Raw genomic sequence first — 24,053 nt, forward strand, 5'->3', positions numbered from 1 at the left:
TGTAGCTGATTCAACTTGGACTTCGTTTATATAGGATATCTCTTAAGCAAGGAAAGCACTTATTTGTATAGTTTCAGTAAATGACTGGATGAAGACCATTCAAGTTGTCCATCTATTTCAAACTGGTAAGATTGAAGTCTGAAAACATGGATAAATCCAATAAACAGAACAAGTGCGAACGCAGCTAAATTTAACATAGACTGAATAATCAGACAGGAAACAGTGAAGACTAAGAATGGCAACATGAATTTCAGGAATAATTGCTGTAAGTTATTTGAATTTGTAATAAGGATTTCATGTGTATTGACAGTGACTTCAATTTTCTTAAAAGAAGAAAAGATACCTTCTTTAAAACTGATTTCATCTCCCGGCTGAGCTTCTATTTCCAATGGAATACAGTTAAATAATTTTACTTTTGACTGGTTATTGACTGTCACAGTTAAAGGTTTAAGACAGCCCCAATGTGTTTGTTTTTTTATTTTGATTTTCATTAAAATCACCTCCCTTATGAATCTATTTTCCCATGTTGTGCAAAAAAATAAATCAGTCTTTTGAATGATTTTTCATTGGTAAATTCTCATGCTGGAGTAGGAGACGAAAGATAGAAGCCTATTAATACTGATTTTTTATCTATATTCTACTCTAAAATGATTTATTTTTTTAATTGAAAGAAGTTAGGATAGAAAAATTGAAAGTTGCAGAACATTCTTTCAGTAACCGAGTTATTGTTACAATATAAAAAAAGATATGAAAAAGCAACTATTATTTATATGAAATGAAAAAAACGCTGACAAAGCAAAAAAAGCAAAGCATATGGATGAAAAATTCATCTATTGCTTGCTTTTTGTCTGTTCTTTAATGAATGAGCAATTAGCTTTTAAATATCGGAAAAGAAAAAAGATTTCCAGTTAACAGCTTGAAACTAATAGCCTTCAATTCTGTACTGACTGTATTCAGAAGCTTCAGCAGCATGAACACCGGCACAATGTCCAGTTACTAAAGCTGCAGTGATATTGTAACCTCCTGTGTACCCGTTGATATCCAGGACTTCGCCACAGAAATAAAGACCTTCAATTCGTTTGCTTTCCATAGTTTTGGGATTAATTTCTTTCAAAGCAATTCCTCCGCCGGTAACAAAAGATTTTTCAATTGGGAAGGTTCCTGAGGCTTCGATACGAAAATCCTTTAAGTTAGAAACAAATGTTTCGAGCTGCACTTCGGATACCTGCTTCCCCTTTAGAGCTATAAGTTTTTGTTTCGTCAGTAAAAAATCCAGTAGACGTTCCGGCAAGAACTGCTTCAGCGTATTTTTTAAAAGTTTTTCCGGTTCTGCTGTGATTTTTTTTGACAGTTCATTCAGCAGCTGTTTCGCTGATTCTTCTGGAAAAATGTCCAATGACAAAGAGACAGTGGAGACTCCTTCTTGAGAAAGCTGCTGGTTCACAAAACTGGAACAGCGTAGCGCCGCCGGACCGGAAAGTCCGAAATGAGTAAATAAAATATCCATTGTGTGAGAGATAATCGGTTTATTTTTTTTACTTAAAACAGATAAAGCAACATTCCTCAAAGAAATTCCCTGTAATGTTTTTTCTTTAATAAATGACTCCTCAGAGCGAATAGGGGATTCTGTTGGGTAAAGAGTCTCAATTGAGTGTCCCATTGCTTTTGCGAATTTGTAGCCGTCTCCGGTTGACCCTGTGGAAGGGTAGGTTTTACCACCTGTAGCAATGATGACACAGGGCGCATAAACTTTTTGATTAATCAGTTCCACTCCAATAATCTGTTCGTCTTTTTTTAATACTTTTCTTACTGCTGCCTCTGTGTACAATGTAACAGACAATTCCTTTAATTTCTCATGAAGGGTTTCCACAATTGTTTGAGAACGATCTGTTTCAGGAAACATGCGTCCGTGATCCTCCTCTTTTAATTTGACTCCATTTGCTTCGAAGAAATTGATAATATCGTGGTTATCATATTGTGAAAATGCACTGTATAGAAATTTACCATTACCGGGAATATGAGCAATAATCTCATCAGAAGAACGATTATTAGTAACATTACATCGCCCACCTCCGGTTAATAGAAGTTTTTTACCAATGCGTTTGTTTTTTTCTACCAGTAATACTCGTTTTCCTTTTTCTGCTGCCGCTACAGAAGCCATTAGACCACTGGTTCCGGCGCCAATAATTATTACATCAAACGTATTCATAATTTTCCTCCAATTCAAATTACAGTTTATCATAAACTGCATAAAAAAAGTTTTTTTTGATTTTTTTATGCTTAGAGTGGAAAAATCTACTTTTTCCTGTAAAATAAATAATAACTTGAATGGGATGGTGACTATATGAACGTAACAAAGTATGTAAAAGAAATTCGGGAAAAAATCGGAGATAAGGAAAGAGGGCAGACAGAATATCTGCAGGCAATTGATGAGTTTCTGCCAAGCATGGAAGCTTTCTTGAACGAAAATCCAAAATTTGTTGAGGCGAACATTCTTGAAGTGTTGATTGAACCTGAACGGGTGATTCAGTTTAGGGTGCCTTGGCAAGATGATGAAGGAAATTGGCGTGTGAACCGCGGCTATCGTGTTCAATATAATTCTGCGATTGGTCCATATAAGGGAGGCTTGCGTTTCCATCCAAGTGTGAATATTAGTGTATTGAAGTTTTTAGCATTTGAACAAATCTTCAAGAACAGCTTGACAGGTCTTCCGATTGGAGGAGGAAAAGGCGGCAGCGACTTTGATCCTAAAGGGAAATCAGACAATGAAGTTATGCGTTTTTGCCAAAGCTTTATGACAGAGCTTCAAAAGCATATTGGACCGGATACAGATGTTCCGGCAGGAGATATTGGTGTGGGTGCCAGAGAAATTGGGTATCTGTATGGGACGTATAAACGTTTGAGAAATTATGATGCAGGCGTTCTGACTGGTAAACCTTTAACATACTGGGGAAGTCAGACACGTACTGAAGCAACAGGATATGGTGCAGTTTACTTTGTTCGCCATTTGCTGAACGACCGCAATGATTCTTTTGAAGGGAAGAAAGTTGTCGTTTCAGGAAGCGGGAATGTTGCAATTTACGCAATGGAAAAAGCAAAAGAGCTAGGGGCTGTTGTTTTGACTTGTTCAGATTCTAATGGATTTGTTTATGATCCTAATGGGATTGATGTTGAACTGGTAAAAGAACTAAAGGAAAAGAACAGAGAACGTATTTCCAAATATGTTGAAACGCATAAGGATGCGGAATATTTCGATGGACAGTCAGTTTGGGACTTCAAGAAGGCATATGATATTGCTTTGCCATGTGCGACACAAAATGAAATTAACAAAGAGCAGGCAGCTGTTTTAGTGGAAAATGGCGCAAAAATTGTTGCTGAGGGTGCCAATATGCCTTGTTCTTTGGAGGCTGTACACATTTTTGAACAAAATCAAGTTTTATATTGTCCAGGTAAGGCAGCGAATGCGGGCGGTGTAGCTGTTTCCGCTTTGGAAATGAGCCAGAATTCAGAACGTTTGTCATGGTCATTTGAAAAAGTAGATGCTATGCTGGATGATATTATGAAAAATATTTACGAAACTTGTCGTGATACTGCAGTGAAATATGGTGCAGAAAATAATTACGTGCTGGGTGCAAATATTGCCGGCTTTGAAAAAGTTGCAACAGCTATGTTAAGTCAGGGACTTGTGTAACATCAGCAAATGTTTTAAATCAAAAGTATGAAACTGAGGTCGGGACAAACACTTAGAAGGACGATAGCCCTCATAAGTGTTTGTCCCACCGTTTATTCGGGGCTAAATACGAAGAGAGCTTGGAACTTTATTTCTGTCCCACTCTCGTTTTTTAGTATAGGACAGAATGCTGCCTTTAACGAGCTGCTGCTGTATTTGTCTGGAAGTATGCAGAAGGGAATCTGGCCTCTCATTAACTTGACAGTCCAAACAGCAGATTTAGTTTTTATACGCAGTTATGAGCCATGAAGATGTATTCTGTTTTAAATTGGTCTATCTATGCATAATTTACTTGATTAAAATGTTGAAAAAACGTAAAGTAGTAGTGTATTAAGTTTATTTTCAAGGAGGAGAAGGAATGTCACACATTAATTTTGACTATTCCAAATTAGCACCTTTTGTTGCTGAACATGAATTGGAATATATGCAAACTCAAATCGATGCAGTGGATGCAGCATTGAGACAAGGAACGGGTGCCGGAAATGATTACATTGGGTGGATTGATCTGCCTGAAAATTATGACAAAGATGAATTTGCCCGTATCAAAAAAGCAGCAGAAAAAATCCAGTCAGATTCAGAAGTACTGGTTGTTATCGGTATTGGCGGTTCTTATCTGGGTGCTCGTGCTGCGATTGAGTTCCTGCAGCATTCTTTCAGCAATGCATTAACAAAAGAAGAGCGCAAAGTACCTCAAGTATTCTTTGCAGGGAACAGCATCAGTTCAACTTATTTAGTTGATTTAATCAATGTAATCGGAGACCGTGATTTTTCTGTCAATGTTATTTCAAAATCTGGTACAACGACAGAGCCGGCAATTGCTTTCCGTGTATTTAAAGAATTATTGGTTAAAAAATATGGCAAGGAAGAAGCAAACAAACGGATCTATGCAACTACTGACCGTGAAAAAGGCGCAGTGAAGGTTGAAGCAGATGCTGAAGGCTGGGAAACATTTGTAATTCCTGATGATGTTGGCGGACGTTTTACTGTACTAACAGCTGTAGGTTTACTGCCGATTGCAGTCAGCGGAGCGGATATCGATGCATTGATGAACGGTGCAAATGATGCCCGCAAAGAATATGCTTCAACAACTGACTTAAAACAAAATCAGGCTTATCAGTATGCAGCATTACGTAATATTTTATATCGTAAAGGAAAGACAACAGAGATGCTGATTAATTACGAGCCTGGAATGCATTACTTCTCAGAATGGTGGAAACAGCTATATGGAGAGTCTGAAGGAAAAGACCAAAAAGGTATTTTCCCGGCTGCTGCTGACTTTTCAACAGACTTACACTCAATGGGGCAGTATGTTCAGGATGGTCTTCGTAATTTATTTGAAACTGTTGTGAAGATTGAGAATCCTCGTCATTCATTAACGATTCCATTGCAGGATGAAGATTTGGATGGACTGGGCTATCTTCAAGGAAAAGAGATTGATTTTGTTAATACAAAAGCGTTTGAAGGAACACTGTTAGCTCATACGGACGGAAATGTTCCTAATATGATTGTCAAAGTACCGAAAATGGATGAATATTCATTGGGCTATGTGATGTACTTCTTTGAAATTGCTGTAGGAATTTCAGGCTACTTAAACGGTGTAAATCCATTTGATCAGCCGGGGGTAGAAGCATACAAAGCGAACATGTTTGCCTTACTTGGCAAACCTGGATTTGAAGATTTGGCAAAAGAATTGAACGAACGCCTCTAAAAAGATAAAAAATAGATGATGCCCGTTAAAGTTTGAAATAGACTTTAGCGGGTATTTCTAATTTCTGCGTCTTCTGTGAATACTAAAATTATCTCTTTTATCTCATCTTTTTAAAGGCAATCTGTCTTTGTATGCCTATCGATAAGATTTATATATTTCTTTTGGTAGCTCAAGGTTCACTTTAGAAACATATGCCAGCTGGCTTTTTTTTATGACCCCATCTGTTTTACTATTATCATATGTTCTTTTTCGATTAATTAGTAATAATGGATTTATAGCTTATATGATGTATTTGTTTTTGGTGACATGTATTACTTCAGCTGTCTCATATTTCTCCGGGAGGGTCATATTTGAAAGAAGATGGATTGCATTGCTGTTTTCAGGATATGATTGTCAGAGATGCTTTAGGAGAGTTGTTGGGTTTTGTTTTTGTTCCTTTAGCTTTGGCTGGAATATACAGCATTTTGTTTAAAGATAAAAAATACTAGTATTGGCTTGTTATCGGAATAAGCTTGCTTATTTTGTCGCATATAATTTCTTGGATAATAAATTAGAATAGCCAAAAAACGGCTGAAGAAGAATCTGTGGATTCGTTTCTCAGCCGTTTTAAAGTTTATATTATTTTTGATTAGATTTTCTTTACATGCGCAGCCTGAAGACCGCGATTACCCTGAACAACTTCAAAGGTAACTTCCTGATTTTCTTCCAGTTGTTTAAATCCTTCTTCTTCAATAGCAGTGAAATGAACGAAAATTTCTTCATCTTCATTATATGATAGAAATCCATAGCCTTTTCTATTGTCAAACCATTTGACGAATCCTTTTTCCATTCGCTTCACGCTCCCTTTAAAATTTGAAACTAGTCTAATTATAAAGACTATACAGGAAAACGTCAACATTTTGGAATAGGAGAATATAAACGTGGAAAACTACAAAAATAACCGTTATAATAGTAAATAACTTAACGAAAAGCATTTTATATTTATAAAAGTTCGGGAAAAGAGGTAAAAATGAAGACAGATATTGAAATTTCACAAGAAATAGAGCTTCTGCCAATTGAAAAAGTTGCAGAAACGATAGGTTTAAGCGGGGATGATTTGGAACTTCATGGAAAGTACAAGGCAAAAGTTGATTTTCCAGCAATAAAAAAACTTGAACGAAATGATGATGGCAAACTGATTTTAGTGACATCAATTAACCCTACTCCTGCAGGGGAAGGAAAATCTACAGTTACAATTGGTTTGGGGGATGCACTAAACCGAATTGGCAAGAAAACAGTTATTGCTTTAAGAGAGCCTTCTTTAGGACCAGTTATGGGAATCAAAGGCGGAGCAACCGGCGGAGGCTATGCTCAGGTTTTACCAATGGAGGATATTAATCTGCATTTCACCGGGGATATGCATGCCATTACTACGGCAAACAATGCGTTATCTGCGTTGTTGGATAATCACATTCAGCAGGGAAACGAATTGAACATTGATGTTAGAAGAATAATCTGGAAACGGGTCGTGGATCTAAATGATCGGGAACTCAGACATGTTATTGTAGGTTTAGGCGGTCCGATTCAGGGAGTACCAAGAGAAGATGGATTTGATATTACTGTAGCCAGTGAGATCATGGCTATTCTTTGTCTTGCATCTGATCTGGAGGATTTAAAACTTCGTCTGGGAAATATTGTTATCGGTTATACATTCGATCGCGAGCCTGTAACAGTGAATGATTTAGAAGTTCAGGGAGCACTCGCTCTTTTGCTTAAAGATGCGATCAAGCCGAACCTTGTTCAGACAATTTATGGGACTGCAGCTCTTGTGCATGGCGGACCGTTTGCAAATATTGCCCATGGCTGCAACAGTGTTCTGGCTACCAAAACGGCTTTAAAATTAGGCGACTATGTTGTTACAGAAGCAGGGTTTGGTGCAGATTTGGGTGGAGAAAAATTCTTGGATATTAAGGTGCCGAATTTAAATAAAGCTCCTGACGCAGTAGTTATTGTAGCTACAATTCGCGCGTTGAAGATGCATGGCGGTGTTGCAAAAAATGAATTGGGAACGGAAAATGTATTTGCTTTGAAAAAAGGCTTTGCAAATCTCAAAAAGCATATCGAAAACATGGAAAGCTATGGATTGCCTGTTGTTGTTGCCATTAACGAATTTGTGAGCGACACAAAAAAAGAAGTGGAAATTCTGCTTGAATTGTGCAGTAAAGCTGGCGTTCCAGTTGAACTGACTCAGGTTTGGGAAAAAGGGGCGGAAGGAGGAGAGGCACTGGCTAAAGCAGTGCTTCACACGCTTGATACTCAAATGTCCAATTTCCGTACAATTTATTCGATGGGTATCGGATTGGAAGAAAAAATTGAAACTATTGTCACGAAAATTTATGGAGGAGAAGGCGTTTCATTTTCTCCGAAGGCGCAGAAACAACTGGAAACATTTACAAGATATGGCTGGGATCGTTTGCCTGTTTGTATGGCAAAAACGCAATATTCTCTTTCAGATGATCCGACAAAGTTGGGAGCGCCTGAAGGCTTTACTGTTACAATTCGTGAACTGGTTCCTAAACTGGGCGCAGGGTTTATTGTCGCGTTGACTGGGGATGTTATGACGATGCCGGGGCTGCCTAAAAAACCTGCTGCGTTAAATATGGATATTGATAAAGATGGAAATGCGATCGGATTATTCTAAATAAATCAAGCACAGTGCAGATATTTATTCTGGGAAAAGCAGTGTTAATGCACTGTTTTTCCTAGAATTTTTTATAGCGTGAAGGCAATAAAAATAATCTGAATTACCCGAGTTAAAGCGCTTGCAAAACGATTTGGAATATGGTATAAAATAGATGTAAGGGGTAATAGAAATTCCCTAATAATGCCGCAGAGTTATGGCGGAGGAATAGTGAAACAGATGTTGAGAGAACATCGTAAAATGGGAGCCGAAGATGGCAAAGCTGAAAGGAACGTGGGAATTTGAGAAACTCCTTACCAACTGAATATGGTCTGGCAGGTATCTGATAATTGTTGGATTGAGTGGACATAAGAACCTCAATTCTGATGTGTATGGAAACGAAGAGAAAGATGCTTGTCAGACTATTTTTGTGCATAATTTTCGCTTTTGAGATGTTTTGATGGCTTTAGAAGTAATGAATTCAATGTCCATAGCAGAAAGTTTATAGAAGAAAAATGCTTAAATCATGAAGGAATTAAAATAATAAATAGAAAATGATTAAAGAAAAGGATGTTCCGATGCGGGAATAATCCTTGTTTTTTTCTTTTCTAGCTGTTTCATTTAGTATATACTTGATAAGAGTTGCATGGAGGTGTATAAAAATGATTGTTCATTTTACACGGAAGACCGGTTTTTACGGGATGGCAACACCAATTGAGGTAATGAAAAACGGCGAGCGCTGGTTTCTCATTACTAATAATTCAGAAAAAATGGTTGAAGTAAATGAAAATGAGGTTGAGGTGCAGGTCCGCTTTTATTTTATGAAAAGTGATGTATTCCTTCTTGCAAATGATTCGGCGGAGAAAGAGTTGGAAATAAAAATGAATCCGATTCTGGTTTCAAATTATTTATTTTTCTTTTTTCTGATTCTAGTTGCTCGGGGTTCGTATTGGGGTGTATTGATTCTTTTGGCTTTATACTGTATCTTTTTATTTTCAGTACTCAAAAAAGCATATGTAATTAAGGAGAAAACAGATGGGACATAATGCTGAGCAGTTTTTAAATAGTTTTAATCGAATAGAAAAATGGCTGAGAGATCAGCTTAATAACCCGGCAACAATGGGTTTTAGCGAGATGACCAGACGAATGGCAAAAAAGAGCAAATCTCAGGTAGCGTCATTTGAAAATGATCTTCTCCAGATGGCTCAGCTGAGGAATGCCATTGTTCATGAACGGATATCAAAAGATTTTGTTATAGCAGAGCCTAATGAATGGGCGGTAAGCCGTATCACTGAAATTGAGCATCAGCTGATTGAACCCGAAAAGGTATTACCGAAATTTTCAAAGCCCGTCACAGGCTTTGAAATGACTATTTCCTTGGAGGAAATTTTGAGAATTGTCGCCAAAAAACGGTATTCTCAGTTTCCAATCTATCACATGGGTAAATTTAAGGGATTTATTACGGTTAGAGGATTGGGAATTTGGCTGGCAGTCGAAAGTACAAAAGGAGAAATAAAACTGGCTGGAAAAACAGCAGGTGATTTACTTGCAAACAATTACAAACAAGGAAACTACGAATTTGTTGGTGAAAATACCAAAGTTTTTCAGGTGGAGGAAATGTTTGCTTCAAATGTTCGGCTGGAAGCTGTTTTAATAACGAAGGATGGAAATCCAGATGGGAATTTACTGGGAATTATCCGCCCAAGAGATTTGTATAAAAACGGAGAAAAGGAATGATGGGATTGTTAGCAGTGTATTTGCTTCTTAGCGCAGTGATTATTGGTTTGGATCAATGGACCAAGTATTTGACTGTGAAAAATATTCAACTAGGAGAAACGAAAGATTTTATTTCAGGATTTATTTCTTTCACATATGTTCGAAATACAGGGGGAGCCTGGAGTATTTTGGCAGGGAAGATGACCTTTTTTTATATAATCACGGTAATCGTGGCCGGGGTTATTTTATATCTACTCTTCAAAAACATTAATGGAAGCAAATGGTTTACATTTGGTCTTAGTCTGGTTTTGGCGGGTGCACTCGGTAATTTTATTGATCGGTTGCGTCTTGGTTATGTTGTGGATATGATACAGACGGATTTTATGAAATTTCCGATTTTTAATGTTGCTGATATGTCCTTAGTTATAGGAGTTGGCTGTATTTTTATCTACCTGATTTTAGATGAACGGGCAGAAAAAAGAAAAAAAGCAAAATGATTTAGTAAGATGAATCAGCAGATTATGTATGTCAGTAATCGTCAAATAGAAAGAAATGAAGGATGGAAAAAATGGAGCGAATCAGCTTAACAATCAATACAGAAACAGGCAGAATAGATAAAGTTTTAAGTGAGCATTTAGATTATTCACGTTCACAAATTCAACAGTGGTTGAAAGAACAGCAGGTCCGAGTAAATGGAGAAGTCGTTCGATCCAATTATAAAGTAAAACAGAAGGATCAAATTGAGATTGATATTCCCGAACCTGAGGAATTGCTGATTGAGGCTGAAAATATTGCTCTTACTATTGTCTATGAAGACAAGGATGTTGCTGTCATAGATAAGCCTCAAGGAATGGTGGTACATCCGGCAGCAGGGCATACAAACGGAACACTGGTCAATGCATTGATGTATCATATTAAGGATCTTTCCTCAATTAATGGAGTTATTCGACCAGGGATTGTCCATCGGATTGATAAAGATACTTCCGGGCTTTTGATGGTGGCAAAAAATGATAAAGCACATGAGTCTCTGGCGGAACAGCTGAAAGAGAAAACATCTGTCAGAAAATATCTTGCGTTGGTTCATGGCGAGATTTCGCACGATAAGGGAGAAATTAATGCCCCAATCGGACGTTCAAAAACTGACCGGAAAATGCAGGCAGTTATTGAAACAGGGAAGCCTGCTGTCACTCACTTTCAGGTAGTCGAACGTTTTTCCGGCTATACTCTGATAGAGCTTCAGCTTGAAACGGGTCGAACGCACCAGATTCGGGTTCATATGAAATATATTGGTTATCCTGTGGCAGGCGATCCGCTTTACGGTCCAAAAAAAACACTGAAAGGGAATGGTCAGTTCCTTCATGCCAAAACGCTGGGCTTTGTTCACCCGACAACCGGTGAATACATGGAGTTTGAAACGCCGTTACCAAAGGTTTTTGAAAAAACTTTGGAGCAATTAAGAAATAATGATTGATTTATTTTTTATTAAAAGGTACACTATCTTTAGTTGAATATTATTCCTTTAAGAGTAGTCCCGTGAGGCTAAGAAGGACACATGCAGAAAACATTTAAGTGCGCTTAAATCAAGGTCTGTGTGTATTACAGTATACACTTATGTAAGCTATCCTCCTGTCCTCTGGGCAGGAGTTTTTTTATTGTCAAAAAGCTACTTTGATAAAAAAGGATAAGAAGCTCAACAATTGTATTTTTATAAGGACGTGTCTGAGAATTCGTACTTCAATCGTTTTTGAAACCACAGCCTAATGAATAAAGCAGTAAAATGTATAAGGAGGCATATATCATGCAAGGAAAAGAAGTTGTAGATGCAGTAACAATGAAACGGGCATTAACACGAATCACGTATGAAATCATTGAAAGGAATAAGGGCATTCAGGATATTGTTCTTGTGGGAATCAAGACCAGAGGAATTTATATCGCAGCCAGAATTGCAGAACGTTTGAAACAACTGGAAAATGTTGATGTTCCAGTCGGTGAGCTGGATATCACCTTATACCGGGATGATGTTGCAGATCCCGAAGCACAAGAGCCGGAGCTTCATTCTTCAGATATTCCTTTTTCAGTAGAAGGGAAGCAGGTTATTCTGATAGACGATGTCCTTTTCACTGGAAGAACCATTCGAGCAGCACTGGATGCGATCATTGATCTTGGCAGACCAAAGAAAATTTCATTAGCTGTGCTGGTGGACCGAGGGCATAGAGAGCTGCCGATTCGCGCAGATTATGTAGGAAAGAACATCCCAACCTCCTTAAAAGAAGAGATCATTGTAGAGATGGAAGAGCTGGATGGAAAAGATAGAATTTTAATCAATAAAGAATCAGAATAGGCTGGATAGAAAGTTGGAAAAAGAGAAAATGGATGAGAAAAAGTTTAGAAATACAGATGTTGTTTTGGATATACAAGATAAACCAGGTGCCCTGCAGTGGATGGGCTTAAGCCTGCAGCACTTATTTACAATGTTTGGCGCCAATGTACTGGTGCCGATTTTAACGGGACTCGAACCAAGTATCGCTTTATTTAGTTCGGGCGTTGGAACACTATTATTTATCCTGATCACTAAAGGGTCAGTACCTGCGTATCTTGGCAGCAGCTTTGCCTTTATCTCAGCAATTAATGCATTGATGGCGACTCAAGGGTATCCGGCTGTGGCACAGGGAATTATCTATGCGGGGATTGTTTATCTGATTGTCGCACTGATTATTTCAAAAGTCGGATCAGACTGGATAAATAAAATTTTGCCCCCGGTCGTAGTTGGACCGGTGATCATGGTTATCGGACTGGGGCTTGCTTCAACCGCTGGGAACCAGGCAATGTTCAGAACACTGGCAAATGGGGAAGCTGTTTATGACAGTAAATTTTTCATAGTAGCATTATTTACTTTGGGAATTACGATCTTTTTCAACATGTATTTGAAAGGATTTATGAGTCTGATTCCGATTTTACTGGGGATCGTCTGCGGTTATCTTTTTGCAATGCTGATGGGCATTGTGGATTTATCTGCGGTTGATGAAGCAAGGTGGTTCAGTCTGCCGGCATTTCAGCTGCCTTTCATAGACTATGATCTCTCATTTTCACTCGCAGCACTGACGAGCATGGCTCCGATTGCGTTTGTGACGATGACGGAACATATGGGACACATGATGGTTTTAAGTAAAATCACCAAACGGAATGTCTTTAAATCTCCGGGGCTGAATAAAACATTGTTGGCAGACGGACTGTCAACAATTATCGGCGGGTTTACAGGCGGGCCGCCGACTACCAGCTATGGCGAAAACATAGGTGTACTTGCGATTACAAAGGTTCACAGTGTCTATGTAATTGGCGGAGCAGCTGTACTGGCTATTGCAGCTGGATTCATCGGAAAGGTCAGTGCATTAATTCTGAGTATTCCGAGTCCGGTAATCGGCGGAATCAGCTTTCTGCTGTTTGGAGTGATTGCTTCAAGCGGATTGCGGATACTGATCGACAACAAAGTCGATTATGATCAGAAACGGAACCTTGTCATCACATCATCCATTTTGGTTATTGGGATTGGCGGAGCGTATTTGAAAATTGCCAGCTTTGAATTAACAAGTATGGCATTAGCAACCATGCTGGGAATCATATTGAATCTGATTTTACCTGAGAAGGCACGAAGCGAAGTAGAATGATTGGTTTATAAGCTGTAAATGCAGCTTTTAGTATTAGTAATAGAACACGAAATAATGAGACAGAAAAATTGACCATTTTCTGTCTGATAAATCAAATCTGGTTTCTAAAGAAAGAGTAGACATAATAATAGGAGGAATGACGAATGATTCATACGTCAGAACGAGTCAGTTTAAAGCACTTATTAACTGTTGAAGCCTTAAGTGATCAGGAAGTAATGGGATTGATCAGACGAGGGCAGGAATTTAAACAGGGAGCAATATGGCAATCCGGCAGGAAGCAGTACTTTGCAACGAACCTATTTTTCGAAAATAGTACGCGGACGCATAAAAGCTTTGATGTTGCTGAAAAGAAACTGGGCCTTGAAGTGATCGAATTTGAAGCCAGTACAAGCTCTGTTCAAAAAGGTGAAACACTGTATGACACAGTTCTGACAATGTCGGCTCTTGGAGTAGATGTAGCAGTTATTCGTCATGGCGAAGAGAATTATTATGATAAGCTGATTCAAAGCAAAACGATTCAATGCTCCATTATCAATGGTGGAGATGGCAGTGGTCAGCATCCTACCCAATGCTTGCTGGATCTGATGACCATTTATGAGGAATTTGGTTATTTTGAAGGATTGAAGGTCGGTATCATTGGAGACCTGACACATTCCAGAGTGGCAAAATCAAATATGCAGCTGCTGAAAAGGCTTGGAGCTGAAATTTATTTCTCTGGTCCCGAAGAGTGGTATGATGCGCAGTTTGATGTTTATGGTGATTACGAATCTATTGACGAGGTCGTCCAAAAAGCAGATGTAATGATGATGCTGCGGGTACAGCATGAACGACATGACGGAACGGAAAGCTTTTCAAAAGAGGAGTACCATCAGCAGCACGGTTTGACTGTTGAACGTGCAAAAAAAATGAAAAAAGAAGCAATTATTATGCACCCGGCACCCATTAATCGAGACGTGGAGCTGGCTGATTCTCTGGTTGAAGGTATTCAGTCCAGAATTGTTCAGCAGATGAACAACGGAGTCTACATGAGAATGGCAATATTAGAAGCTGTATTAGCAGGAAAGGCATAGGAGGCAAGTATGAAAACATTAATTAAAAATGGAAAAATTGTTGAAAACGGGAACGAATTAACTGAAGCTTCAATTTGGATTGAAGCAGGGAAAATATTTGCAGTTGGTCAAAAATTTGATGAAGCACTGTTTGAGCAGGTTTATGATGCAAAGGGACAGTTGATTACACCCGGACTGGTTGATGTTCATGTCCATTTGAGAGAACCGGGCTTTACGTATAAAGAAACAATTGCAACAGGAAGCAAAGCAGCTGCAAGAGGCGGCTTCACTACTGTTTGTGCAATGCCGAATTTGAATCCTGTACCTGATACTGCAGAAAAGCTGGAAGAAATCTACAAGACTATCAGCAAAGAGGCTGTTGTAAAGGTGCTGCAGTATGCACCCATTACAGAAGAGCTGAGAAGTGAACGGCTAACGGATCAAAAGGCTTTAAAAGAAGCTGGCGCATTTGCATTTACGAATGACGGTGTGGGCGTTCAGACTGCAGGAACCATGTATCTGGCAATGAAGGAAGCAGCAGCAAACAATATGGCTCTTGTTGCACATACAGAAGACGAATCGCTTTTGTTTGGCGGAGTAATGCATACCGGTAAAGTATCGAAAAAACTAGGACTTCCAGGTATTCTCGGTGCTGCTGAAGCTTCACAGATTGCACGAGACATCACACTGGCAAAGGAAACAGGCGTTCACTATCATGTCTGTCACGTGTCTGCAGAAGAAAGCGTGCGGGTTATCCGTGATGCCAAACGAGCAGGAATTCATGTAACGGCTGAAGTTTCCCCACACCATCTTCTGCTGATTGATGAGGACATCTCGGAAGATAACGGTTTTTGGAAAATGAATCCTCCCTTAAGAGGGAGAGCGGATCGCAAGGCTTTGATTGAAGGGCTGTTGGATGGAACGATTGACTGTATTGCAACTGACCATGCACCGCATGGTCTGGAAGAGAAGAAGCAGTCATTTTTAAAAGCTCCATTTGGAATTGTCGGCAGTGAAACGGCTTTTCAACTGATTTACACTCACTTTGTTGAAACAGGAAAATTCACACTGGAACAAGTAGTAGATTGGATGTCCGTGAAACCGGCTGAAATATTCGGATTGAAAGCTGGAACACTGAAAATTGGTGCGGCAGCAGATTTGGCTGTATTTGATTTAGAACTTGAGGAAGCCATTGATGATAAAAAATTTGAATCACTTGCGGTAAATACACCTTTTGTCGGGTGGAGAGTAAAAGGAAATACATTGATGACATTTGTTGATGGGAAGCTGGTTTGGTCTAAGGAGGAAGCATAACGTTGAAACGATTACTGATTTTAGAAGACGGCACTGTTTTTGAAGGAAAAGCGTTCGGGGCAGAAGTGAATGTAGTAGGTGAAGTCGTATTTACGACGAGTATGACTGGGTATCAGGAAACAATTACGGACCAAAGCTTTAACGGTCAGATTATCACATTTACTTATCCGATGATAGGGAATTACGGCATTAATCGTGATGATTATGAGTCCATTTCGCCGACCTGTAAAGGAGTGATCGTTAAAGAGTATGCAAGACTGGCGTCAAACTGGCGCAACCAAATGACACTGGATGAATTTCTCAAAAGGAAAGGAATTCCCGGTATTGCAGGAATTGACACACGTGCATTGACGAAAAAGCTTCGTTCTGTTGGAACCATGAAAGGACTGTTGACAGATGAAGGGGATGACTTTAATCATCTATTTGATCAGCTTCGTGCGACAGTTATGCCAAAGAATCAGGTTGCTCAGGTTTCAACAACAAAGCCCTATCCGAGTCCAGGTGTCGGACGAAATGTAGTAGTGATTGATTTTGGTTTGAAACACAGCATCCTGCGTGAGCTGTCCAAGAGAAATTGCAATCTGACTGTTTTACCTTATAATACAGATGCACAAACGATTTTAGATCTCCATCCGGATGGAGTGATGCTGACAAATGGACCTGGAGACCCAAAAGATGTCCCGGAAGCAATTGAAATGATTCAGCAGATTCAGGGGAAGGTTCCGATTTTTGGAATCTGTCTTGGACATCAGCTTTTTTCGCTGGCTAACGGAGCAGACACTTATAAGATGAAATTCGGTCATCGGGGACTGAATCATCCGGTCAGAGAGATTGCGACTGGGAGAATAGATTTTACTTCTCAAAACCATGGTTACGCAGTGGATGAAAAAACAGTTGATCCAGAAAAATTAATGGTCACGCATATAGAAATAAATGATGGTACAGTTGAAGGGGTACGACATAAGGAATTTCCGGCTTTTACTGTGCAGTATCACCCGGATGCAGCCCCTGGTCCTCATGATGGACTACACCTTTTTGATGAATTTATGGAACTAATGGATGCATGGAAGGAGCAGGAAAATGCCTAAAAGAACAGATATAAAGAAAATTATGGTCATCGGTTCCGGGCCGATTATCATTGGTCAGGCTGCAGAATTTGATTATGCAGGAACACAGGCATGTCTTGCTCTGAAAGAAGAAGGCTACGAAGTTGTTTTGGTCAATTCCAATCCAGCAACAATTATGACGGATAAAGAGATTGCTCATAAAGTTTACATCGAACCGATCACTCTTGAATTTGTTTCGAGAATTCTGCGTAAAGAAAGACCAGATGCGTTACTTCCAACACTGGGTGGGCAGACTGGTCTGAACATGGCAATGGAACTGGCAGCATCAGGCATCCTTGAAGAGCTGAATGTTGAACTGCTGGGAACGAAGCTGAGTGCGATTGACCAGGCAGAAGATCGTGATCTGTTCAAACAGTTAATGGAAGAACTTGAACAGCCGATTCCTGAAAGTGATATCGTGCACACGGTGGAAGAAGCAGTTGCTTTCGCCAATACAATTGGTTATCCAATTATCGTTCGTCCTGCATTTACTTTAGGCGGAACCGGCGGCGGAATGTGCGACAATGAGGAAGAGCTGCGAGTGGTAGCTGAAAACGGCTTGAAACTTTCGCCGGCAACGCAGTGTCTAATTGAAAAAAGTATAGCCGGCTATAAAGAGATTGAGTATGAAGTAATGCGGGATTCAGCTGATAATGCCATTGTGGTCTGCAATATGGAAAATTTTGATCCAGTGGGTATTCATACAGGAGATTCGATTGTATTTGCGCCAAGTCAGACATTATCAGATTACGAATATCAAATGCTGAGAGATGCATCACTAAAAATTATTCGTGCCTTGAAGATCGAGGGGGGCTGTAATGTTCAGCTCGCGCTTGATCCTCATAGCTTTAACTATTATGTAATTGAAGTTAACCCCAGAGTTTCCCGCTCTTCTGCATTGGCAAGTAAAGCGACCGGCTATCCGATTGCAAAGCTTGCAGCAAAAATTGCCGTTGGTTTAACGCTGGATGAAATGAAAAATCCTGTAACTGAAACAACCTATGCGGAGTTTGAACCGGCATTGGATTACGTCGTTGCGAAAATTCCCCGTTGGCCTTTTGACAAGTTTGAAAAGGGTGAACGTCTTTTAGGTACACAGATGAAGGCAACCGGAGAAGTTATGGCAATCGGTCGAAATATTGAGGAATCTTTACTGAAAGCTGTTCGTTCTCTGGAAATCGGAGCCTATCACAATGAATTGAAAGAGTTAAAAGAGGTTTCAGATGAATTACTGACTGAAAAAATGGTTAAGGCACAGGATGACCGTCTGTTCTATCTGTCAGAAGCATTAAGAAGAGGCTATAGTATTGAAGAACTTGCTTATTTAACGAAGGTCGATTTGTTCTTCCTTGATAAATTATTGCATATTGTGGAATTGGAAACAGCGCTTGCTGCAAACAAGAACGATTTTGAAACACTGAAAGAAGCAAAACAAAACGGTTTTTCTGATCGTAAAATTGCTGATCTGTGGTCCATGACTGAACAGGAAATAAGGAAGTACAGATATGATAATAATCTGATTCCTGTCTATAAGATGGTAGATACCTGTGCAGCTGAATTTGAATCGCAAACACCATATTTTTACAGCACATATGAATTCGAAAATGAGAGTATTCGTTCTGAGAAGGCATCTATTCTGGTGCTTGGCTCCGGTCCTATCCGAATTGGTCAAGGTGTGGAATTTGACTATGCAACCGTACATTCCGTTAAGGCGATTCAGGCAGCAGGCTATGAAGCAATTATTATGAACAGCAATCCGGAAACCGTCTCAACTGACTTTTCAATCTCAGACAAATTATATTTTGAACCCTTAACACTTGAAGATGTTATGAACGTGATTGATTTGGAGCAGCCGGAGGGTGTGATCGTTCAGTTCGGCGGTCAAACGGCAATTAATCTGGCGGAGCCATTATCGAAAAACGGCGTGAAAATTCTTGGAACGACGATTGAAGATCTGGATCGTGCAGAAAACCGCGACTTGTTTGAACAAGCTTTAAAACAACTCGAAATTCCTCAGCCGCCGGGAGATACAGCAGTCAGTGCAGAGGGGGCTGTTGAAGTAGCCAATCGGATCGGCTATCCGGTTTTGGTCCGCCCAAGTTATGTACTGGGGGGACGAGCAATGGAAATTGTCGAAAATCAGCGTGATCTTGAGGATTATATGGAACATGCAGTAAAGGCTTCACCTGAGCATCCTGTTCTGGTAGACAGCTATCTGGTCGGAAGAGAATGTGAAGTTGATGCTATCTGTGATGGAGAAACCGTCCTGATCCCAGGAATTATGGAACATATTGAACGTGCCGGCGTGCATTCAGGTGATTCGATGGCTGTTTATCCGCCGCAGACTCTTTCTGAAACAATTAAAGAAACGATTACTGAGTATACAAAAAAACTGGCTTTAGGCTTAAATTGTATTGGTATGATGAATATTCAATTTGTTATTCATGAAGAAACGGTTTATGTGATTGAAGTGAATCCGAGAGCCAGCCGCACCGTTCCGTTTTTAAGTAAAATCACAGGCATCTCAATGGCACAGGTAGCGACAAAAGCAATTTTAGGTGAAAAATTGACAGAACTTGGTTATGAAGATGGGCTGTATCCTGAAAGTAAACAGGTTCATATTAAAGCACCAGTCTTTTCCTTCACCAAATTACAAAAAGTAGATACGTATCTTGGACCTGAGATGAAATCCACAGGAGAAGTCATGGGTTCAGACTACAGTCTTGAAAAAGCACTCTATAAGGCTTTCGAAGCCAGCGGTCTTCATTTGCCAAGCTATGGTGCAGTGTTGTTTACGATTGCAGATGAAACCAAAGAGGAAGCTTTGGCATTGGCAAAACGGTTTACAGCGATTGGCTATAGCCTGGTTGGTACAGCCGGTACAGCAAAATATTTTGAAAAGGCTGGTCTTCATATAAAGACTGTATCCAAAATTGAAGATAAAGAGGAAGACAACGAAACAGTTGTGGATGTTATTCGAAATGGTCAGACACAGGTGGTAGTTAATACAATGGATAAGGACCGGTCGTCTTCAAATGAGGATGGATTTATTATTCGGAGAGAGTCTGTTGAGCAGGGGGTACCATTATTTACCTCTCTTGATACGGCAAATGCCATATTAAAGGTATTGGAATCAAGGGCTTTTTCAACAGAGGCAATTTAGAATCAAGGCTGGGCAGAATTTGCTCCGAGCTGATGTTCTATTGTGAGAAAAAAGATGGGTAAAAGAATGATCAACAGGTACAAGAATATTATGGAGGGAGTCAGCAGATGAAACAGGAAATGATGACAATCGTTGAACAGAAACAACTGGCACCGCGGATTTTTCAAATGACTTTATCTGGTGAGCTGGTTAATGAGATGGGGATTCCCGGTCAGTTTCTACACATTAAAGTCCCGCGTGAAGATTTTCTGCTCAGAAGACCAATCAGCATCAATCAGATTGATAAAGAAGAGAAAACATGTACAATTATCTATCGAACAGAAGGTGATGGGACCCTTTATTTTTCCAACATGTCTGTTGGTGAAAAACTGGATGTGATGGGACCTCTGGGTAACGGTTTTGATGTATCGTTTTTGGAAGCCGGACAAAAGGTTTATATTGTTGGCGGCGGCATTGGCATTCCTCCCTTATATGAGCTGTCCCGTCAGCTAAAAGAAAAAGGTGTTGAGGTTGTCCACTTTCTTGGATATGCTTCAAAGGCTGTTTCCTACTTTCAAAATGAGTTCATTGCGTTAGGGGATACACGTTTTGCGACAGACGATGGAACGTTTGGCATAAACGGAAATGTCGGTAATCTATTGTTGGATGCTTTAAAAGATGAAGAACCTGCTGCTGTATTCGCGTGCGGTGCCAATGGCATGTTAAAGGCTGTAGCTCAGTTATTTCCAGATAATCCAAATGTCTTTTTGTCAATGGAACAGCGGATGGCCTGTGGAATGGGTGCCTGCTATGCCTGTGTCTGTCATGTTCCCGATGATGCAACAGGTGTTAAAAGTGTTAAAGTCTGTGACGAAGGTCCAATCTTTAGAGCAACGGAGGTTGTATTATGATGAAAAATCCATTAGCCGTGAGTTTGCCGGGACTTGAACTGAAAAATCCCATTATTCCTGCCAGCGGATGTTTTGGCTTTGGAGAGGAGTATGCAAATTATTATGATATCGGACAACTTGGTTCAATCATGATAAAAGCAACAACTGCTGAAGCTCGTTTTGGAAATCCTACGCCTAGAGTAGCTGAAACACCGAGTGGAATGTTAAATGCCATTGGTCTGCAGAATCCCGGTCTGGAAGCTGTGATGACCCAGAAACTGCCAGCTTTGGAAAAATATGATTTGCCGATCATTGCCAACGTCGCAGGTGCTTGCGAAGAAGACTATGTGGAGGTTTGCAGTAAAATCGGCGATGCGCCCAATGTTAAAGCAATTGAATTAAATATCTCCTGTCCAAATGTAAAGCATGGGGGGATCGCTTTTGGAACAGATCCGGATGTTGCTTTTCAACTGACTGAATCGGTGAAAAAAGTGGCAAAGGTTCCCGTGTATGTTAAATTATCTCCAAATGTAACAGACATTACTCCTATTGCTCAGGCAATTGAAGCAGGCGGTGCAGATGGGTTTACAATGATCAACACACTGCTTGGTATGCGGATTGATTTAAAAACGCGGCGTCCGATTTTAGCCAATAGTACGGGAGGACTTTCAGGACCAGCAATCAAACCTGTGGCAATTCGATTGATTCATCAGGTTTCCAAAATTTCCAAACTGCCGATTATTGGCATGGGCGGAGTCCAGACAGTAGACGACGTGCTTGAAATGTTTATGGCCGGAGCCAGTGCAGTTGGGGTTGGAACTGCTAATTTTACTGATCCGTATATTTGCCCGAAATTAATTAAGGGATTGCCTGTTCGCATGGGAGAACTAGGAATTGAATCACTGGAAGAATTAATTAAAGAAGTCAGAGAGGAGCATCAGTCATGAACAGCCGACCTGTCGTTGCATTGGACTTCCCTTCAAGAAAGGAAGTAGAAGATTTTCTGCAACACTTTCCAAAAGAGGAATTGCTTTATGTAAAAGTGGGAATGGAGTTGTTTTATCAGGAAGGACCGGAAATTGTTAAATGGCTTAAGGCTTCCGGACATTCTGTTTTTTTAGATTTAAAGCTACATGACATTCCCAATACAGTGGAATATGCAATGAAAGGTCTAGCCAAATTGGGTGTGGATATGACCAATGTTCATGCTGCTGGAGGAATACGAATGATGGAAGCTGCCAAAAGAGGGCTTGAGGCTGGGACTAAGGAAGGTGCTGAGACGCCAGTCTTAATAGCTGTTACACAGCTTACATCAACAAGTGAAGAAGAAATGAAGAGAGATCAGCTGATCAGCGTTTTGCTGGAAGAGAGTGTTGTGCACTATGCAGAATGTGCTGAAAAAGCAGGCCTTGATGGTGTAGTTTGTTCCGCCTGGGAGGTTGAAACGATTAAAAAGAAAACAAATCAGGATTTCGTTTGTCTGACTCCCGGCATTCGTCCAACAGGAAGTGCGATTGGCGACCAGCAACGTGTGATGACACCTCAGGAAGCAAAAAAAATCGGCTCGGATTATATTGTCGTGGGGCGACCAGTAACAAAAAGCGACAATCCTTATGAGGCATATCTTTCTATTAAAAAAGAATGGAATGGAGAGAAATAAATGACTGAATCAGCAATAAATATCGCAAAAGATTTACTGAAAATTGAAGCAGTATTCCTAAGTCCAAACGAACCATTCACTTGGGCAAGCGGGATTAAAAGTCCTATTTACTGCGACAATCGAATTACAATGAGTTATCCGATGATCCGTAAAGAAATCGCTCAAGGCTTGGCTGACAAAATTGAAGCTGAATTTCCCGATGTAGAGGTGATTGCAGGGACAGCCACTGCGGGTATTCCTCATGCAGCATGGGTCGCAGAGATTTTGAATCTGCCTATGGTGTATATTCGCAGCAAAGCCAAAGAACACGGTAAAGGCAATCAGATCGAAGGTCGAATCACTGAGGGTCAGAAAATGGTTGTTATCGAGGATCTGATTTCTACTGGCGGAAGTGTATTGGAAGCTGCAGAAGCAGCCAAGCGTGAAGGAGCAGATGTTTTAGGAGTGGCAGCAATATTCACCTATGAACTGCCGAAAGGTCAGGAGAATTTTGCTTCACATGGTATGGATTTGGTTACCTTAACGAACTATTCTACTTTGCTGGAGGCAGCATTGGAGGCAAATTATATAGAAGCGCAAGATTTGGATCTTCTGAAAGAATGGAAAAAGAACCCGGAGGCATGGCAAAAAGACCAGTGATCTGACAATGTTATAAATTATAATTAAAAATAATTTATAAATGATGTTCAATGATAGAAAATGTTAACCTGTATACTTCAATGACAAGAACAAACAGCTTTAAACCTGTATTAAAAGCGTGCTTCTACGCTTTTTCGGATGCTCGTCGCATGTCTTATAACCACATACAAGACATGCCAACGCTTTTCCAAGTAGACACGTTTGTATCAAGAATCGAACGAAGTCCTTCAATTTTTAGTGACTTTGCCATTTAGAAATTGATGAGATCGAAACGAAGTGTAGTGTAGTTGTAGTGAGACTCATAGATACAAGGATTTCCCGCTTTTGTAGGAATATCTAGTGAAATTGCCAGTCCCACTGATGCAGGAATATCTAGTGGGATGGTATGCGAGCTGACAATCTGAGGAATGTGTAAATATTCAATCACTTTTTGGAGGTAGCTGCCAGTCTCACTAAGATAAATAAACTAGTGAGATGGTAGTAATGCTCTGGTTGAAATAAATGGGCAACCATTTATGTTCATCACTAAGAGATTACTAGTATGCGAAGCTCTGAAGGGGATAAATTTATTCCATATACAAAGAGACAGCTGTATACGTACGACAATTTTTTTATGTGTAAACATTCATCTCATAATAGGAGCAGCTGTTCATTTATATTGGCACATGTCTAATATTTTTTTGTATAGCTTACTCCTGTACTTTTAGCAAATACTCATTGCCTATCCAGTAGTCTCATATGTAATACTACTGGATAGGCAATACGTTTCTTGGAT

21 protein-coding genes are annotated in these 24,053 nt (G+C 39.9%); 18 read left to right on the top strand and 3 right to left on the bottom strand.

All coding sequences use genetic code 11. From position 1 onward, the window contains the following. Positions 1-59: 59 nt before the first annotated feature. Together LI951_RS00535 and LI951_RS00540 are read right to left on the bottom strand one after the other, a co-directional pair. The gene (locus tag LI951_RS00535; RefSeq protein WP_229440934.1) at positions 60-491 is read right to left on the bottom strand and encodes a hypothetical protein; all 432 of its coding nucleotides are present in this window, start codon (positions 489-491) and stop codon (positions 60-62) included. Between the two features lie 431 nt (positions 492-922). Next, a complete protein-coding gene (locus LI951_RS00540) occupies positions 923-2,209 on the bottom strand; it encodes an NAD(P)/FAD-dependent oxidoreductase (protein WP_202065994.1) in 1,287 nt (428 codons plus the stop codon). Between the two features lie 135 nt (positions 2,210-2,344). Here LI951_RS00540 and gdhA point away from each other — a divergent pair, with 135 nt between their 5' ends. From gdhA to LI951_RS00555, 3 genes are all read left to right on the top strand, one after another. Beyond that, entirely contained in the window at positions 2,345-3,691 is a 1,347-nt protein-coding gene (gene gdhA, locus LI951_RS00545; protein WP_229440935.1) for an NADP-specific glutamate dehydrogenase, read from the top strand. Positions 3,692-4,088: 397 nt separating this feature from the next. Then, entirely contained in the window at positions 4,089-5,438 is a 1,350-nt protein-coding gene (locus LI951_RS00550) for a glucose-6-phosphate isomerase (protein WP_229440936.1), read from the top strand. Positions 5,439-5,788: 350 nt separating this feature from the next. Further along, positions 5,789-5,926, top strand: coding sequence for a hypothetical protein (locus LI951_RS00555; protein WP_229440937.1), 138 nt, complete (start codon positions 5,789-5,791; stop codon positions 5,924-5,926). Between the two features lie 140 nt (positions 5,927-6,066). On the opposite strand, the gene LI951_RS00560 is transcribed toward LI951_RS00555, so the two are convergent. Beyond that, the gene (locus LI951_RS00560; protein WP_202066002.1) at positions 6,067-6,267 is read right to left on the bottom strand and encodes a cold-shock protein; all 201 of its coding nucleotides are present in this window, start codon (positions 6,265-6,267) and stop codon (positions 6,067-6,069) included. Positions 6,268-6,447: 180 nt separating this feature from the next. Between LI951_RS00560 and LI951_RS00565 the strand changes: the two genes are divergently transcribed. From LI951_RS00565 to pyrE, 15 genes are all read left to right on the top strand, one after another. Then, entirely contained in the window at positions 6,448-8,118 is a 1,671-nt protein-coding gene (locus LI951_RS00565) for a formate--tetrahydrofolate ligase (protein ID WP_229440938.1), read from the top strand. Between the two features lie 641 nt (positions 8,119-8,759). Beyond that, complete coding sequence (locus LI951_RS00570; RefSeq protein ID WP_229440939.1) at positions 8,760-9,143, top strand: hypothetical protein; 384 nt, start codon at positions 8,760-8,762, stop codon at positions 9,141-9,143. After that, the gene (locus LI951_RS00575; protein ID WP_202066014.1) at positions 9,133-9,834 is read left to right on the top strand and encodes a CBS domain-containing protein; all 702 of its coding nucleotides are present in this window, start codon (positions 9,133-9,135) and stop codon (positions 9,832-9,834) included. Before LI951_RS00570 ends, LI951_RS00575 begins: the two co-directional genes overlap by 11 nt. A gap of 5 nt (positions 9,835-9,839) precedes the next feature. After that, a complete protein-coding gene (gene lspA, locus LI951_RS00580; RefSeq protein ID WP_324254761.1) occupies positions 9,840-10,310 on the top strand; it encodes a signal peptidase II in 471 nt (156 codons plus the stop codon). 71 nt (positions 10,311-10,381) lie between these two features. Then, complete coding sequence (locus LI951_RS00585) at positions 10,382-11,284, top strand: RluA family pseudouridine synthase (RefSeq protein WP_202066018.1); 903 nt, start codon at positions 10,382-10,384, stop codon at positions 11,282-11,284. A gap of 327 nt (positions 11,285-11,611) precedes the next feature. Then, positions 11,612-12,154: a bifunctional pyr operon transcriptional regulator/uracil phosphoribosyltransferase PyrR gene (pyrR, locus tag LI951_RS00590; RefSeq protein ID WP_202066020.1), complete on the top strand. Its 543-nt coding sequence runs from the start codon at positions 11,612-11,614 to the stop codon at positions 12,152-12,154. 28 nt (positions 12,155-12,182) lie between these two features. After that, positions 12,183-13,478 (top strand): uracil permease, encoded by a 1,296-nt coding sequence (gene uraA / locus LI951_RS00595; protein ID WP_202066023.1) that lies wholly within the window; start codon positions 12,183-12,185, stop codon positions 13,476-13,478. 143 nt (positions 13,479-13,621) lie between these two features. Beyond that, the gene (locus LI951_RS00600) at positions 13,622-14,548 is read left to right on the top strand and encodes an aspartate carbamoyltransferase catalytic subunit (RefSeq protein ID WP_229440940.1); all 927 of its coding nucleotides are present in this window, start codon (positions 13,622-13,624) and stop codon (positions 14,546-14,548) included. Positions 14,549-14,557: 9 nt separating this feature from the next. Further along, the gene (locus LI951_RS00605) at positions 14,558-15,841 is read left to right on the top strand and encodes a dihydroorotase (RefSeq protein ID WP_229440941.1); all 1,284 of its coding nucleotides are present in this window, start codon (positions 14,558-14,560) and stop codon (positions 15,839-15,841) included. Positions 15,842-15,843: 2 nt separating this feature from the next. Continuing rightward, entirely contained in the window at positions 15,844-16,929 is a 1,086-nt protein-coding gene (locus LI951_RS00610) for a carbamoyl phosphate synthase small subunit (RefSeq protein ID WP_202066033.1), read from the top strand. After that, the gene (gene carB, locus LI951_RS00615; RefSeq protein WP_229440942.1) at positions 16,922-20,110 is read left to right on the top strand and encodes a carbamoyl-phosphate synthase large subunit; all 3,189 of its coding nucleotides are present in this window, start codon (positions 16,922-16,924) and stop codon (positions 20,108-20,110) included. The genes LI951_RS00610 and carB overlap by 8 nt, the downstream gene beginning before the upstream one ends. Positions 20,111-20,217: 107 nt before the next feature. Continuing rightward, positions 20,218-21,000, top strand: coding sequence for a dihydroorotate dehydrogenase electron transfer subunit (locus LI951_RS00620; RefSeq protein ID WP_202066041.1), 783 nt, complete (start codon positions 20,218-20,220; stop codon positions 20,998-21,000). Continuing rightward, on the top strand, positions 20,997-21,926 hold the full coding sequence (locus tag LI951_RS00625) for a dihydroorotate dehydrogenase (protein ID WP_202066050.1): 930 nt from the start codon (positions 20,997-20,999) through the stop codon (positions 21,924-21,926). Before LI951_RS00620 ends, LI951_RS00625 begins: the two co-directional genes overlap by 4 nt. After that, the gene (gene pyrF / locus LI951_RS00630; protein ID WP_229440943.1) at positions 21,923-22,639 is read left to right on the top strand and encodes an orotidine-5'-phosphate decarboxylase; all 717 of its coding nucleotides are present in this window, start codon (positions 21,923-21,925) and stop codon (positions 22,637-22,639) included. Before LI951_RS00625 ends, pyrF begins: the two co-directional genes overlap by 4 nt. Further along, positions 22,640-23,278, top strand: a complete 639-nt coding sequence (gene pyrE, locus LI951_RS00635; protein ID WP_229440944.1) for an orotate phosphoribosyltransferase — start codon at positions 22,640-22,642, stop codon at positions 23,276-23,278. Positions 23,279-24,053 lie beyond the last annotated feature (775 nt).

This window comes from Enterococcus sp. BWT-B8 (assembly GCF_020567625.1).
Lineage (GTDB): Bacteria > Bacillota > Bacilli > Lactobacillales > Enterococcaceae > Enterococcus_L.